Here is a 14,090-nt window from a genome sequence, read left to right on the forward strand (position 1 = left end):
AAAAAGTTTTTCTAAATTTATTTCTCCTTAATTTGCTTTAGATACATTTTTTTATAAAGACAATTTTTATCCATCAATTCTTGATGATTTCCGCTTTCTAAAATTTCTCCATGGGACAATACCAATATTTTATCAACATTTTTAATAGTAGAAAGTCTATGAGCTACAATAAATGTTGTCCTATCTTTTTTTAGTTCATTAATTCCTCTTTGGATTATATTTTCTGTTTCTGTATCTATATTAGAAGTAGCTTCATCTAATATTAAAATCTTTGGATTTCTAATATAAGCTCTTGCAAAAGATATAAGTTGTTTTTCACCTTGACTTAAATTTGATCCATTTTCTAATATTTGACTATCAATCCCTCTTTGTAACAGCTTGTCTCCTCCAACTTTTTTTAATGAATCTATTACTTCCTTATCAGTAAAATTCTCACCCATACTTATATTTTCTTTGATTGTATCTTTAAATAAGAAAGCATCTTGCAAAACTACTGCCATATCTTTTCTCAAGTCGTTTCTGTCTATTTTATTAATATCTATATCACCAATACTTATCTTTCCTTTTCTAGGAGAATAGAAATTTAATAAAAGATTTATTAAAGTTGATTTTCCAGAACCTGTTTGCCCAACAAAGGCTATAGAAGACCCACTTTTTACATTAAAGGATAATCCCTTTATCACTTCTTCAGTTGTATATGAAAAATATATATCTTCAAATTTAATATCTTGACTTAAATCTACTTCTCTCTTTTCTAATTTTTCTAAAGAATCCATATCCATAAGTTCGAATATATGGTTAGCTGATGATAGAGCATCTTCAACATCACCAAATCTCATTATAATTGTATTAATATTGTTAAATATTTTTGTAGTATAATCTATAGCCATATACAAATATCCGATTGTTACAAAATATATGTTTGTAATTGATCCTACGCCAAAATATATCAAGACAATAATTATGGCTAAAAATTGAATGATATCCATAGCCCTATAGCCCGAGTAGGACCTTAACTTGGATAGGTTTAAATTTATATTATAAATTTTCTTATTTATCCTATCAAACTTTTTAAATATAAAATTTTCCCTATTAAAAACTTGGATTATTTCCATGTTTTGTATATATTCATTAATTTTAGCATTTATATCTGCTGTATAAATTTTTATATCTTTAGTGTAAGCATAAGTCTTGTTCAAATAGGTTTTAAATATCATAAATACTATTGGCATAAGGATTAAAAGCATTATAGCTGCAATAAAATCCGTAATTAACAAGGTAATATATAGACCAACTATTAATATTATTGCGTTTACTATATCAGAAAAAAGTAGTTGAAACATAGTCTTTAATTTATTGGTATCATTAGTAATTCTAGATGCAATTTTTCCAGAGGGAAGATTGTCAAAGTATGAAATTGGAAATGTAGATACTTTATCGTAAACATCCTTTTGTACTTTTGAAGCAATCTTATTTGCAGAAATTTGAAAGTATACCCTGGATCTATTTAAAAGAATACCTGAACATACAAATACAATAAAGTATAAAAATAATAATACGGTAATAATTTTAAAATCTTTGTTAGTCATCTTATTTTTTAAAACTTTATTAATAAGATAGGCTATAATCATCGGTCCAATTATTTCTAAAATAGTACGTAAGAAAGAAAATATAAAACCTATAAATAAAGATTTTTTTTCATTTAAAGCATAATTCCTTAATCTAGTATAGCTTTCTTTTTTCTTATAATTGTTCATTATTATCACCTAAAATCTGATCTTCATATTGTTTCTTATACCATTTTCCATTTTTCATAAGTTCATCATGATTCCCCATTTCTGAAATTTCACCTTCATCTAGAACAATTATATTATCGCAGTTTTGAACTTGGCTAATTCTGTGAGCTATGATAATAGTTGTTTTATCTTTTCTATATTTGATTAAATTATTTAATATATTTTTTTCAGTATTAGCATCAACTGCACTCATAGCATCGTCTAAAATAAGAATTTCTGGATTGTTTACAACAGCTCTTGCAATAGACAATCTTTGTTTTTGACCACCAGAAAGGGAAACACCTTTTTCCCCAGTTACTGTTTCTAAACCAAGTTCAAACCCATCAATATCTTTTTTAAAGTCGGCTATTTCTATAGCTATTAAAAGTTCTTCTTCACTTACATTTTCGTTAGAAAATAAAATATTATTCCTTAAAGTATCTGAAAAAATCATATGCTGTTGTGGCACATATCCAATTTTTTCTTTAAAAGATTTAAAGGAAATATCAGATGAAACATCATCATTAAAATAAATACTGGACTTATCAACCCTATATATATCTAATAATTGCTTTATTAGAGTGGTTTTACCTGAAGAAGTTTTCCCCAAAATACCAAGCAAAGTTGAAGCTTTTATTTTTAAAGAAATTTCATTTAAAATATTATTTTTTGAACTTGGGTATTTAAAGCTATGCTTATCAAATTCTATACTTACTGGAGAATCTAAACTTTTTTTATTACTTGAATTTATAATATCTTCTTTATATTCTAATGTTTCATTAATTCTATCCATAGATGCACTTGCCTGTTGTTTTAAATTTATAAAATCGCCCAAGGCATACATTGGCCAAACTAGCATATTTAGGTAATAAGTAAATGAAACTATCTGTCCTATACTAATTTGTCCTAAATTCATAAGGAAAGCTCCGAATCCTATCGCAATAATAAAAGTTAATGAAGTAATAATTCTTTCAACAGGTGCAAGCAAAGCCTGATATTTGGCTAAAATTATGTTATTTTTAGCTAGCTTGTCTGCATTTTCATAAAATAATTTTCTTCTATTTTCTACAATATTAAAAACCCTAATTATTCTAATTCCTTCTGCATCTTCTAAAACAGTATCATTTAATTTGTCAAAAGCTTGGTTTACTTTCTTTGATTTATCATATATCTTATCACCTATTTTAAAATAAATTAAAGCAATAAAAGGTAAGGGCAAAATTGATAATAGGGTAAGTCTTAAATCAATGGTAAAAATCATAACCAAAATTATACTTAAAGGAAGAACTGTAGCATCAATCAAAGATAACGTACCATATCCTGCCATGATTGATATTTGTGTTATATCATTGGTAGACTTTCCCATTAAAGATCCAGTAGAATTATTTTCAAAAAATTCTTGTGATTGACCAAGAAATTTTTTCATCAACTTATTTCTAGTAAGATATTCTATACTACCGCTAGCCTTAAATACATTATAAGACCAGCCCATAGCGAGAAAATATTTTAAAATAATAATTATAATCGTAAATATTATTATTTTTGTAAAATAATATATATCAATTGAGCCTTGATAAATCAAATCAATCAATTTTCCGATTATATATGGTAAAAATAGAGAAACTACATCGCTAAGCAATAGAAATATAATCCCAATTATATAATTTTTTTTATAATAGTCTATAAACCATTTAAATTTTTTATACATATTAACCCCTTAAAATAAAAGGGCTGTTAATTAAACTTATTTTTAAAATTCGTCTAAAACAGTCCCTTTATAATTTAATTATGTTTATGTTTAATAATTTTTGCTGGCGCACCTACAGCTGTGCAATCATCTGGAACATCAGCAAGTACAACAGAATTAGCGCCTATCTTACAATAATTACCAATTGTAATATTTCCCAACAAAATAGCTCCAGCACCGATTAAAACATTATTACCTACTGTTGGATGCCTTTTTACTCTTTCATTTTTAACTCCACCCAAAGTAACTCCATGATACATTAAAACATCATCGCCTACTTCAGCAGTCTCTCCTATTACAACACCCATTCCATGATCTATGTAACATCTTCTACCAATTTTTGCACCAGGATGAATTTCTATACCGGTTTCTTTCCTAGCGTTTAAACTAATTTCGTTAGCTTTTGAAAATTCACCTTCTAAATATAATTTATGGGCCTTGTAATGAGCTAACAAAGCCTTAATACCTGGAGAAAATTTAATTGCTTCTTCAGCCTTAGTTAAGGCGGGGTCTTTTAAAAGAGCCGCCTCAACTAATTCTTTTTTATATTCTTCATATGTCATATTAATCCAAGTCATACAATTGTGTAGACAAATATCTCTCACCTGTATCTGGTAATACTGTCACAACTGCTTTTCCTTCTCCTAATTTATCTGCTATTTCTATAGCACCAAATACATTTGCGCCTGATGAAATTCCAACAGCTAAAGCTTCATTTTTAGCAAGGTCTCTTGATGTTTTAATTGCATCATCACTTTTTACATCAACTATTCCATCCACTACATCAAAATCTAAATTTTTAGGAATGAAGTTTCCACCAATTCCTTGAATTTTATGACCTGAAGCTTTACCTCCAGATAAAAGCGGACTTTCTGATGGCTCAATAGCATAAATTTTAACATTATCATTATTTTCCTTTAATCTTCTTCCAACACCTGTTACAGTTCCACCTGTTCCAACTCCAGCAATAAAAGCATCAGGAGAAATTTCATTTAAAATTTCTACACCTGTTGTTTCGTAGTGAGCTTTGACATTTGATGGGTTTGAAAATTGATCAGGCATAAAATATCCATCTTTTTTTGATAATTCTACTGCCTTATCTACAGCACCTTGCAAGGCATTTTCTGTCGTTCTTATAACTTCTGCCCCGTAAGCTTCTGCTAGTTTAGATCTTTCTATGCTCATAGAACTTGGCATAGTTAAAATACATTTATATCCTTTTGCTGCAGCAAGTGCTGCCAAAGCTACACCTGTATTTCCACTTGTTGGTTCAACAATTGTATCACCTTTTTTTAATTTTCCAGATTTTTCAGCTTCTTCAATCATGTAAAGTGCAATCCTATCTTTTATAGAACCTGCAAGATTGTTTTTTTCAACTTTTACATAGATGTCAGCTCTACCTTCTTTTTTCAAGGAATTTAACTTTAATAAGGGTGTATTTCCAATTAACTCTTTTGAATTTGTATTTAGTGTCATTTTAACTCCTTTAAAATGCTAATTTAAAATTTCATTTTTATCTTATTCATTATATTAGAAAAAATAAATCTTTCAATTAATTCATAGTAAAACACTAAGAATTTCATATAAAAAAAGAAAGCCCTGGGGCTTTCTTAAAAATTACTAAGCGTTCATTTGGCTTTGAACTTCTTTAGCGAAATCTTCTTCTTTTTTCTCTAATCCTTCACCAACTTCGAATCTTGCGAATCTTCTGATTTTGATGTTTTCTCCTACACTATTTGAAGTATCTCTTAGATATTGTTCAATTGTAAGATCAGGATTTTTAATATATTGTTGATCTAATAAGCATACATCTTTGAAATATTTTTTAAGTCTACCTTCAACTTTTTTATGAGCTATCATTTCTTTTTTGTCTTCAGGCATATTATCATTAGCTTCGTTCATAGCTTGTTTTATTAATATTTCTCTTTGTTCTGCTACATCTTTTTCATCAGCATCTTCTTCAGAGATGTATAGTGGATTTAAAGCAGCTATATGCATAGCTATATTCCTAGCAAATTCTCTTACTGCATCTGTATTTGCTGAGAAATCTGTTTCAGTGTTAATTTCTACAATAACACCTATTTTATCATTATGAATATATGAACCAATAACTCCTTCAGCTGCTATTCTATCAGCTTTTTTATCAAGAGTAGCTTGTCCTTTTTCCTTTAGTAATTTAACCGCTTGATCAATATCACCATCAGTTTCTGTCAAAGCTTTTTTACAATCCATCATTCCAGCACCAGTTTTTTCTCTTAATTCTTTTACTAATTTTGCAGTTACTGCCATAATATCCTCCTAATTATTCTTCAATAGATTCTTCTTGTTCTTCTACTGAGTCTACAGATTCTTCTTCAACTTCTTCAAAGTCTTCTTCGTTTACAGTAAACTCACTACCTTGGTTACCTTCTATAACAGCATCAGCCATTACTGATGTAATAAGTTTTACAGCCCTAATAGCATCGTCATTTCCTGGAATAGCAATATCTACAACATCTGGATCACAGTTAGTATCTACAATTGAGATAACTGGAATTCCTAAAATTTTAGCTTCATGAACAGCAATTTGTTCATTAGATGGATCTACTACAAATAAAGCATCTGGTAGTTCTTCCATTTCTTTGATACCACCAAGATTTTTTTCTAGTTTATCCATTTCTTTGTTGTATTGAAGAACTTCTTTTTTAGGTAAAAGATCAAATGTTCCATCTTCTTCCATTGTTTCATACTTTTTAAGTTTATTTACAGAATTTCTTATTGTGTTGAAGTTTGTCAACATTCCACCTAACCATCTGTTAGATACATAGTATTGACCACATCTTTTAGCTTCTTGTTCAATTGAATCTTGAGCTTGCTTTTTAGTTCCAACAAATAAAATACTTCCACCTTCACTTGCAATATCTTTTATTACTTCATAGGCTTTGTCAATTTGATTTGATGTTTTAGCTAAATCTATAATATAGATTCCATTTCTCTCTGTGAAGATGAATTTACTCATCTTAGGGTTCCATCTTCTTGTTTGGTGTCCAAAGTGTACACCAGCTTCTAATAATTTTTTCATTGATACTACTGACATTATTATCTACCTCCGTTTAATTTCTTCCATCTTTTTCTACTAAATTTTAAACTAATTAATATTAGCAACGTAAAAATCTATCCAAAGATGTGCATAGTACTAAAATAATATACCATAAATAATATTTAATTACAAGTTTATTCTATCATGGCTTTGACAAATGATTTTGAATCGAATTTTTCCAAATTATCAATTCCTTCACCAACTCCAATATACTTAATAGGCACTTCGAGTTCTACTTGTAGTGGGAAAATCACTCCACCTTTTGCAGTTCCATCTAATTTTGTCAAAATTAAGCCGGTTATATCGCAAACATTTTTAAACTCTCTTAATTGACTTATTGCATTTTGTCCTGTAGTTGCATCTAAAACTAATAGATTTTCTCTATTTGCATTATTAGCATGAGTTGAAATTGTCCTATTAATTTTTTCTAACTCGTTCATTAGATTTTTTTTGTTATGAAGTCTTCCTGCTGTATCGCAAATCAAAACATCTGAGCCATTGGCTTTTGCTGCTTGTATAGCATCAAAAATTACTGCGGATGGATCTGAGCCTTCTTTGTGAGCTATCATTTGAGTATTTGATTCTTTAGCCCATGAATCTAATTGTTCAATCGCTGCAGCCCTAAATGTATCAGCAGCTGCTAAGGTTACTTTATGCCCTTCTTTTTTTAAATTGTGTGCAAGTTTTCCTATAGTTGTAGTTTTTCCTACCCCATTAACTCCTATAACAAGTATAACTGATAACTTATCATTTGAAATTAAAAGCTCGTTATCAAGATTTTTTTCATCTAGTTTATCTTCCATTATTTCTTTTAATAGAGGAAAAATTTGATCAGCATTCTTTATCGATCTTTCTTTTATTTTATCTTTAAGCTCATCTACAATTTCTATAGTTGATTGCATTCCTATATCTGCTGATATAAGAATTTCTTCTAATTCATCATACAAATCATCATCTATTTTTACATTTGCTGTAAATAAATTCTTTAATTTTGATGAGAATTGTTCACGAGTTTTTGTAAGACCCTTAGATAGTTTTTCAAAAAAGCCTAATTCTTCTTCGTTCTCTTCACTTATTATTTCTTTTTCTTCATCTTCTTTATTTTGTGTATTGTTTACATCTTCACTTATATTTTCATCTTCATTTTCTTCTAATGGATTTTCTTTCTCAACTTCTTCTATTATTTCACTTTCTACTTGCTTTTCATTTTCATTCTTTTTTCTTTTAAAAAAATCAAACATTTTTTCTCCTTAATTTATATCACTCGGATTTAAAGCTATTATAATACTTGTATCTTTGTTCCTATTAATAAAATATTTTCTAAGTCTTGTTAAAAAACTAGAAACTTCTTCTAATTGTGAGTCTTTTAATTTTATAATAATATTATATCTGTATTTATTGTTTATACGAGATATTTTACATGGATTTGGGCCTATAATTTTCAGCCTAACATTTTCTTTATATTCTAAATCTAGATAATATTTTATTTTTTTTGAAATATCTATACATTTAATCCTAGATTTATCTAAAATTTTTATAGTAATTAAATTTACAAAAGGTGGGTATTCAAAGGCTTTTCTAGCCTGTATCTCATAATTATAAAATGACTGGTAATCATTTTTGCTTGCTGCATTTATTACAAAATTATCAGGTTTATAAGTTTGAATAATAACTTGACCTTGTTTTTTGGACCTTCCTGCCCTACCAGAAACTTGTGTTATAAGCTCAAAACTTGTTTCATAGGCAGTATAATCATCAATATTTAAAGATAAATCTGCACTTATAATTCCAACTAAGGTGACATTTTCAAAATCAAGCCCTTTAGCAATCATTTGGGTTCCTATTAATATATCCACCTTTTTTTCTTTCATCAACTTATACATATTGTCATAAGATGATTTGTCTTTTGAAGTCATAGAATCCATTCTTATGATGTTTGCTTCAGGAAATAAATTTTTAACTTCTTCTTCTAGCTTTTCAGTCCCTGCTCCAAATTCTTTAATTTTACTTGATCCACATACAGGACAAACTCTTGGCTGATTTTTAGTTCTTCCACAATAATGACAAACTAATTTCGAAACATTTTTGTGATAGGTCATAGCTACGTCACAAGCTTCACATTTTACAACATAGCCACAATTTCTGCAAAATGTAAAAGAATTATGACCAATTTTATTTAAAAATAAAATTATTTGTTCCTTATTTTTTAATTTTTCTAAAATTTTATCATATAATGAAGAGCTAATCATAGAATAGTTTGATTTTTTTAATTCCTCTCTCATATCAACTATTTCTACTTTAGGCATTTTCCCATTTACTCTATTTTTTAATTCAACTAAGTCATATTGTACATTTAAAGCTTTGGTCATAGTTTTTATTGATGGTGTTGCTGATGCAAAAATTAAAGTAGCTTTATTATATTTTTGCCTAAATAAAGCTAGCTCATCTGTATGAAATTTCGGGTCTTGTGATGAGATATAACTTTTATCATGTTCCTCATCAATAATAATAGCACCAAGATTTTTAAAGGGGGCAAAAATAGCGCTCCTTGCTCCTACAACAATTTTAACATCACCATTTTTTATCATTCTCCATTGTTGAAACTTTTCTTTTTGAGTAAGTCTTGAATGTAGTATGGCTATTTTTTGGTTAAACCTACCTTGAAACCTCTCAATAGTCTGTGGAGTTAGGGAAATTTCTGGAACTAAAATTATTGAATCTTTGCCATTTTTTAAATTTTCTTCTACAATTTGCAAAAACACTTCGGTTTTACCACTTCCTGTAACGCCCTTTAGCAAATAGGATTTATTAGGTTGATCCATTATTTTTTTTATAATCTTATTTTGTTCATCAGTTAATATAGGTTTTTTGTAGTATTTAACCTTACCTATAATTTGCTTATTTATTTCAATTTTTTTTATTTCTAATAAGTCTTTTTCTATTAAGGAATCCAAAGAATTTTTACTAGACTTAGTGTTTTTTAGAAGTTCTTTGTATTCGACATCTTTGTGATACTTCAAATAGTTTAATATCTCTTTTTGTTTTTTGGCATTTGATGGTAATTTTTTATCATCATATTCTTTTTTTAAATTGAAAATATAGGTATAATTAATTTTTTGATTTGAATTTATATCAAAAGATGTTTTTATGAGTCCATTCTTCTTATATTGATTTAATAAATCTTCCTCTATATTATATTTATTAAGAATTTCTTTCTTTGTAATTTTATTTTTGAAAACTTCATAAAATTCATCATCTTTTTTCAAATTTTTACTTGGATAATAATATTCTTTTATCTTGTCAATTTTTCCAGGCGGAAGTATCTGCCTAACACAAGATCTAAGCGGAGAAAGATAGCGCCTATTCATATAAAAAGCCAAATCTATAAGCTCTTCATCTACAAGAGCTTTTGAATCTACAATTTCTAAAATATCCTTAGTTTTAAATTCTGTGGTTAAATTTTCTACCAAATCATAAACAAAGGCAATAGTATTCTTATTGCCTTTGCCAAATGGAACTATAACCCTCATCCCTTTTTGTATTTTATTTTCAAATTTTTCTGGCACATGATAAGTGAAAGATTGATCTAAAAATCTACTTTTATTATCAAGTATTACTAAACAATACAAGTTATCACCTTATACCAAAAGATCTAAAATTTTATTTGCTAGTTCTTTTTTTGACATTAAGTCTAACTTATCTACCTTATCTTTTGACAAAATAGACGCTATATTAGTATCAACATCGAATCCTGCACCTTTTTTCTTCAAATCATTAGCTATAATATAATCTGCTTTTTTAGACTCTAGTTTTATTTTTGCATTCTTTATTAAATCATCAGTTTCTGCAGCAAACCCTATCAAAATTTGTTTATTTTTTTTATTTCCAAAGTATTTTAAAATGTCAATATTTTCTATTAATTCTAAATTTAAATTATTGCCATCTTTTTTTATTTTCTTATCACTAGCATTTCTTACCTTATAATCAGTTGGTGCTGCTGACATTATTAAGGCATGGCAATCATCAAATTCTTTTTCAATAGCATCTTTAAGCTCTTCATTTGTTCTAATATTTATCTTATCAATCCCATCCGTATCCATAGGATTTACAGGACCTGAAATTAATTTTACATCTGCCCCTCTTTTAAAAGCCTCGATTGCTATATTATATCCCATTTTTCCACTAGATTTGTTAGAGATAAATCTAACATAATCAATAGGCTCTACTGTTGGACCTGCTGAAACTACAATTTTTTTACCACTTAAATCTTTTTTTGTAAAATAATAATCTAGATATTTAACAATATTAACAGGCTCTTCCATTCTCCCATCTCCTCTTGTATCGCAAGCTAGAAGACCTGAATTAGGATTTATAATATGTATACCTCTTTCTTTAATTTTTTTAAGGTTTTCTTGAGTAGCCTTGTTATTTAACATATTTGTATTCATAGTAGGTGCAACAATTATATCCTTATCACAAGCCAAAAGAGATGCACTTAGCATATTATCTGCTATCCCATAAGTCATTTTTGCAAGTGTATTTGCACTTAATGGAGCTACCAAAAATACATCAGCCCATTTTGGTAAATCAATATGATAAACTCTATCATGGTGGCCTTCAAACATATCAGAATAAACAATACATTTACCCATAGTTTCAAATGACAAAGGACTTACAAATTCACAAGCCCCCTTAGTCATAATAATTTTTAGGTTTGCACCTTCTTTTTTTAATCTTGAACAAAGTTCTAAGACTTTATAAGCGGCAATTCCCCCACTAATACCTAGGAGAATATTTTTACCCTTAATCATTTTTCTTTACTTTTCCTTCCATTATTTCATGTAAAGCTTGAGTAACAGGCTTATCTTCGTGATCTTTAGTTAAAAGATCCGAACCATTAACAATTCTTCTTGCTCTTTTTGCCGCCATCATGCAAATCTCATACCTACTTGAACTTATTTCTGCTAAATCTTTAAAAGATGGATTATTCATATTTACTCCTTATCAAAATTTATATTTTCTCTAAAAACTCTATGTTTTTCTGCATTTATTATCTCATTAACCAAATTAATTGCTGAATTCAAATGATCGTTTACAACCAAGTAATCATAATTTTTAATATAAGATAATTCTTTTTTAGCATTTGACATTCTCAAATTTATGTCACTTTCTGTTTCAGTTCCTCTATTGACAATTCTATTTTTCAACTCACTAAGGCTAGGAGGCGCTAGAAAAATATATACTCCATTGTCAATATTTTTCTTAACATTCAATGCTCCTTGAACATCTATTTCCAAAATTACTATCTTACCTTCATTGATTTTTTCTTCAACAAATTCTTTTGGAGTTCCATAATAATTATCGTGTACTTTTGCAAACTCCAAAAATTTATCTTCTTCAATCATTTTTTCAAATTCTTCATGACTCTTAAAAAAATAGCTTACTCCTTCTATTTCACCAGGTCTTTGTTTCCTAGTCGTAACAGATACCGAATAAACTAAGTTTTTTTGCGTATTCATAAGGTCATGCAATACTGTTCCCTTTCCTACACCGGAAGGACCAGATATTACTAATAAAAATCCTTTTTTCATCGCGCCTCCTTATTAGTTCTATTTTACTTTATGGAAAAATTTAGTTCAAGTATATTCTTCTGATATAATAGATTTATATACAAAATAAAGAGGTGATTAAATGAGTTATGATGGTTTAGTAACCAGAGCCGTAACTTTCGAGATAAAAAAATTATTATTGGGTGCGAAAATTCAAAAAATAAGCCAGCCATCAAAGAATGATATTATATTAAATATTTATTCTTTTGGTAAAACTTATAAATTGTTACTAAGTGCTAATAATAATGAGGCAAGAGTTCATATAACAGAAAAGAAATATGAAAATCCTGAAGTACCACCGAATTTTTGCATGGTTTTAAGAAAACATCTAAGCCAAAGCAAAATTATAGGTATAGATCAGTATAAATTAGATAGGGTAATTGTTTTTAAAATTTCTTCAGTTGATGAAATGGGATTTGATGTTTCAAATAAATTAATTGTTGAAATAATGGGAAAGTATTCAAATATAATTTTAACTGATGATAAATATAAAATAATAGACTCAATTAAAAGGGTGAATTTTAAAATGTCATCAGTTAGAGAGATTCTTCCCGGACTTGAGTACAAATTTATCGAAAGTGATAAGATAAATATTTTAGACAAAGATTTTTCAAAAGATATCTTAAGTCTAGATAAAAATTTACCTGATAGCCAAATACCGCAAAAAATTTTCTACGAAAACTATCTTGGATTTTCCCCTACTATAGCAAAAGAATTATTATTTAGATCAAACATTGATCCTAGAATAAACTGGGGACTTGTAAGCGAAGATGAAAAAAGACTTTTAAATGAAAATCTTTATAAGTTAAGAGATGACTTAATTAATAATTCCTATAATCCTTGCCTTTATAAAGACAATAGAAAATATAAGGAGTTTTATTCTTTTGAATTAAAATCTTTAGCATTTGAAGAAACTAAGTGTAAGTCTTTAAGCCAAGCTATAGAGAATTTCTATGAATTTAATAGGTCAAACGATAGGCTAAGACAGATAAAAAATAATATAGAAAGAAAAATAAATGGTCAAAAAAAATCAGTAAAAAAGAAAATTCAAATCTTAAATAAAAATATATCAAAAGAAAAATCTATGGACTCCTATAGGAAAAAAGGTGATATATTAGCAGCAAATATAAATAAAATAAAAAAGGGTGATAAAGAAATAAATTTGAGTAATTTCTATGATGACAATAGAAATATAAAGATAAGCTTAGATGATAGAAAAAATCCTTGGGAAAATGTAGATAGTTATTATAAAAGATATAAAAAGATAAAAAATTCTATCGACTTTGCAAAAATTGACCTACCTAAACAAAATGAATACTTAGACTATCTAAATCAAATGTCAGATTTTGTAGAAAGAAGTGAAAGCATTAAAGATTTAGATGAAATAAGAGATGAGTTAATCGAAAATAAAATAATAAAAAGAACAAGTAAGAATAAAAATAATAAGAAAACAAAATCTAAGCCTATGCAATTTAAAACTATAGATGATAGTGATATTTTTGTAGGAAAAAATTCTAGGCAAAATGATTATATAACTTTAAAATTAGCAGGAAAAAATGATTATTTCTTCCATGTAAGAAATGCACCAGGAAGTCACGTTATTTTAAAAACTAACGAATTAAATGAAAATGATATAAAAGCTGCATCTTATCTTGCAGCAATTAACTCTTCCCAAGCAAATTCTTTAAAGGTAGATGTTGATTATACAGAGAAAAAAAATGTAAATAAAGCAAAAGGTGCAAAGCTTGGTATGGTTTATTATGAAAACTTTAATACCATTACTGTTGATATGGATGAAAATCCAGATAAACTATACAAAAAAATAAAATAAGACATCAAAAAAGCCCAGCTAATTAGCTGGGCTTTTCAAATTTATAAGT

The 14,090-nt window shown here is 27.9% G+C and carries 12 protein-coding genes; 1 reads left to right on the forward strand and 11 read right to left on the reverse strand.

The window, feature by feature from the left end; translation table 11 throughout:
- Positions 1–17 precede the first annotated feature (17 nt).
- The 11 genes from CJ192_RS02350 to gmk all read right to left on the reverse strand — a co-directional run bounded on the left by CJ192_RS02350 (position 18) and on the right by gmk (position 12,192).
- Positions 18–1,757, reverse strand: a complete 1,740-nt coding sequence (locus tag CJ192_RS02350; RefSeq protein WP_102197621.1) for an ABC transporter ATP-binding protein — start codon at positions 1,755–1,757, stop codon at positions 18–20.
- Positions 1,744–3,483, reverse strand: a complete 1,740-nt coding sequence (locus CJ192_RS02355; RefSeq protein WP_102197622.1) for an ABC transporter ATP-binding protein — start codon at positions 3,481–3,483, stop codon at positions 1,744–1,746. Before CJ192_RS02355 ends, CJ192_RS02350 begins: the two co-directional genes overlap by 14 nt.
- A gap of 74 nt (positions 3,484–3,557) precedes the next feature.
- Positions 3,558–4,085: a serine O-acetyltransferase EpsC gene (gene epsC, locus CJ192_RS02360; protein WP_102197710.1), complete on the reverse strand. Its 528-nt coding sequence runs from the start codon at positions 4,083–4,085 to the stop codon at positions 3,558–3,560.
- Between the two features lies 1 nt (position 4,086).
- The gene (cysK, locus tag CJ192_RS02365) at positions 4,087–4,998 is read right to left on the reverse strand and encodes a cysteine synthase A (protein ID WP_102197623.1); all 912 of its coding nucleotides are present in this window, start codon (positions 4,996–4,998) and stop codon (positions 4,087–4,089) included.
- 144 nt (positions 4,999–5,142) lie between these two features.
- Positions 5,143–5,814 carry a translation elongation factor Ts gene (gene tsf / locus CJ192_RS02370; protein ID WP_180960880.1) on the reverse strand — a complete coding sequence of 224 codons (672 nt, stop codon included), beginning with the start codon at positions 5,812–5,814 and terminating at the stop codon, positions 5,143–5,145.
- 10 nt (positions 5,815–5,824) lie between these two features.
- Entirely contained in the window at positions 5,825–6,598 is a 774-nt protein-coding gene (gene rpsB, locus CJ192_RS02375; protein ID WP_102197625.1) for a 30S ribosomal protein S2, read from the reverse strand.
- A 137-nt stretch (positions 6,599–6,735) separates the two neighbouring features.
- Positions 6,736–7,842, reverse strand: coding sequence for a signal recognition particle-docking protein FtsY (gene ftsY, locus CJ192_RS02380; protein ID WP_102197626.1), 1,107 nt, complete (start codon positions 7,840–7,842; stop codon positions 6,736–6,738).
- Between the two features lie 9 nt (positions 7,843–7,851).
- Complete coding sequence (priA, locus tag CJ192_RS02385; protein WP_102197627.1) at positions 7,852–10,230, reverse strand: primosomal protein N'; 2,379 nt, start codon at positions 10,228–10,230, stop codon at positions 7,852–7,854.
- Between the two features lie 9 nt (positions 10,231–10,239).
- Complete coding sequence (gene coaBC, locus CJ192_RS02390) at positions 10,240–11,412, reverse strand: bifunctional phosphopantothenoylcysteine decarboxylase/phosphopantothenate--cysteine ligase CoaBC (protein ID WP_102197628.1); 1,173 nt, start codon at positions 11,410–11,412, stop codon at positions 10,240–10,242.
- A complete protein-coding gene (gene rpoZ / locus CJ192_RS02395; RefSeq protein ID WP_004816458.1) occupies positions 11,405–11,593 on the reverse strand; it encodes a DNA-directed RNA polymerase subunit omega in 189 nt (62 codons plus the stop codon). The genes coaBC and rpoZ overlap by 8 nt, the downstream gene beginning before the upstream one ends.
- 2 nt (positions 11,594–11,595) lie before the next feature.
- Positions 11,596–12,192 carry a guanylate kinase gene (gmk, locus tag CJ192_RS02400; RefSeq protein ID WP_004813319.1) on the reverse strand — a complete coding sequence of 199 codons (597 nt, stop codon included), beginning with the start codon at positions 12,190–12,192 and terminating at the stop codon, positions 11,596–11,598.
- A gap of 100 nt (positions 12,193–12,292) precedes the next feature.
- Here gmk and CJ192_RS02405 point away from each other — a divergent pair, with 100 nt between their 5' ends.
- Entirely contained in the window at positions 12,293–14,041 is a 1,749-nt protein-coding gene (locus tag CJ192_RS02405) for an Rqc2 family fibronectin-binding protein (RefSeq protein ID WP_102197629.1), read from the forward strand.
- Positions 14,042–14,090 lie beyond the last annotated feature (49 nt).

The organism is Anaerococcus hydrogenalis (assembly GCF_002871895.1).
Taxonomy (GTDB): Bacteria; Bacillota; Clostridia; order Tissierellales; family Peptoniphilaceae; genus Anaerococcus; species Anaerococcus hydrogenalis.

Excerpts from the sequence above, each read along its gene's own strand:
- cysK (WP_102197623.1), bottom strand. The coding sequence starts at position 4,998 with ATGACACTAAATACAAATTCAAAAGAGTTAATTGGAAATACACCCTTA.
- ftsY (WP_102197626.1), bottom strand. The coding sequence starts at position 7,842 with ATGTTTGATTTTTTTAAAAGAAAAAAGAATGAAAATGAAAAGCAAGTA.
- coaBC (WP_102197628.1), bottom strand. The coding sequence starts at position 11,412 with ATGATTAAGGGTAAAAATATTCTCCTAGGTATTAGTGGGGGAATTGCC.
- CJ192_RS02355 (WP_102197622.1), bottom strand. The coding sequence starts at position 3,483 with ATGTATAAAAAATTTAAATGGTTTATAGACTATTATAAAAAAAATTAT.
- rpoZ (WP_004816458.1), bottom strand. The coding sequence starts at position 11,593 with ATGAATAATCCATCTTTTAAAGATTTAGCAGAAATAAGTTCAAGTAGG.
- gmk (WP_004813319.1), bottom strand. The coding sequence starts at position 12,192 with ATGAAAAAAGGATTTTTATTAGTAATATCTGGTCCTTCCGGTGTAGGA.
- epsC (WP_102197710.1), bottom strand. The coding sequence starts at position 4,085 with ATGACATATGAAGAATATAAAAAAGAATTAGTTGAGGCGGCTCTTTTA.
- CJ192_RS02350 (WP_102197621.1), bottom strand. The coding sequence starts at position 1,757 with ATGAACAATTATAAGAAAAAAGAAAGCTATACTAGATTAAGGAATTAT.
- CJ192_RS02405 (WP_102197629.1), top strand. The coding sequence starts at position 12,293 with ATGAGTTATGATGGTTTAGTAACCAGAGCCGTAACTTTCGAGATAAAA.
- rpsB (WP_102197625.1), bottom strand. The coding sequence starts at position 6,598 with ATGTCAGTAGTATCAATGAAAAAATTATTAGAAGCTGGTGTACACTTT.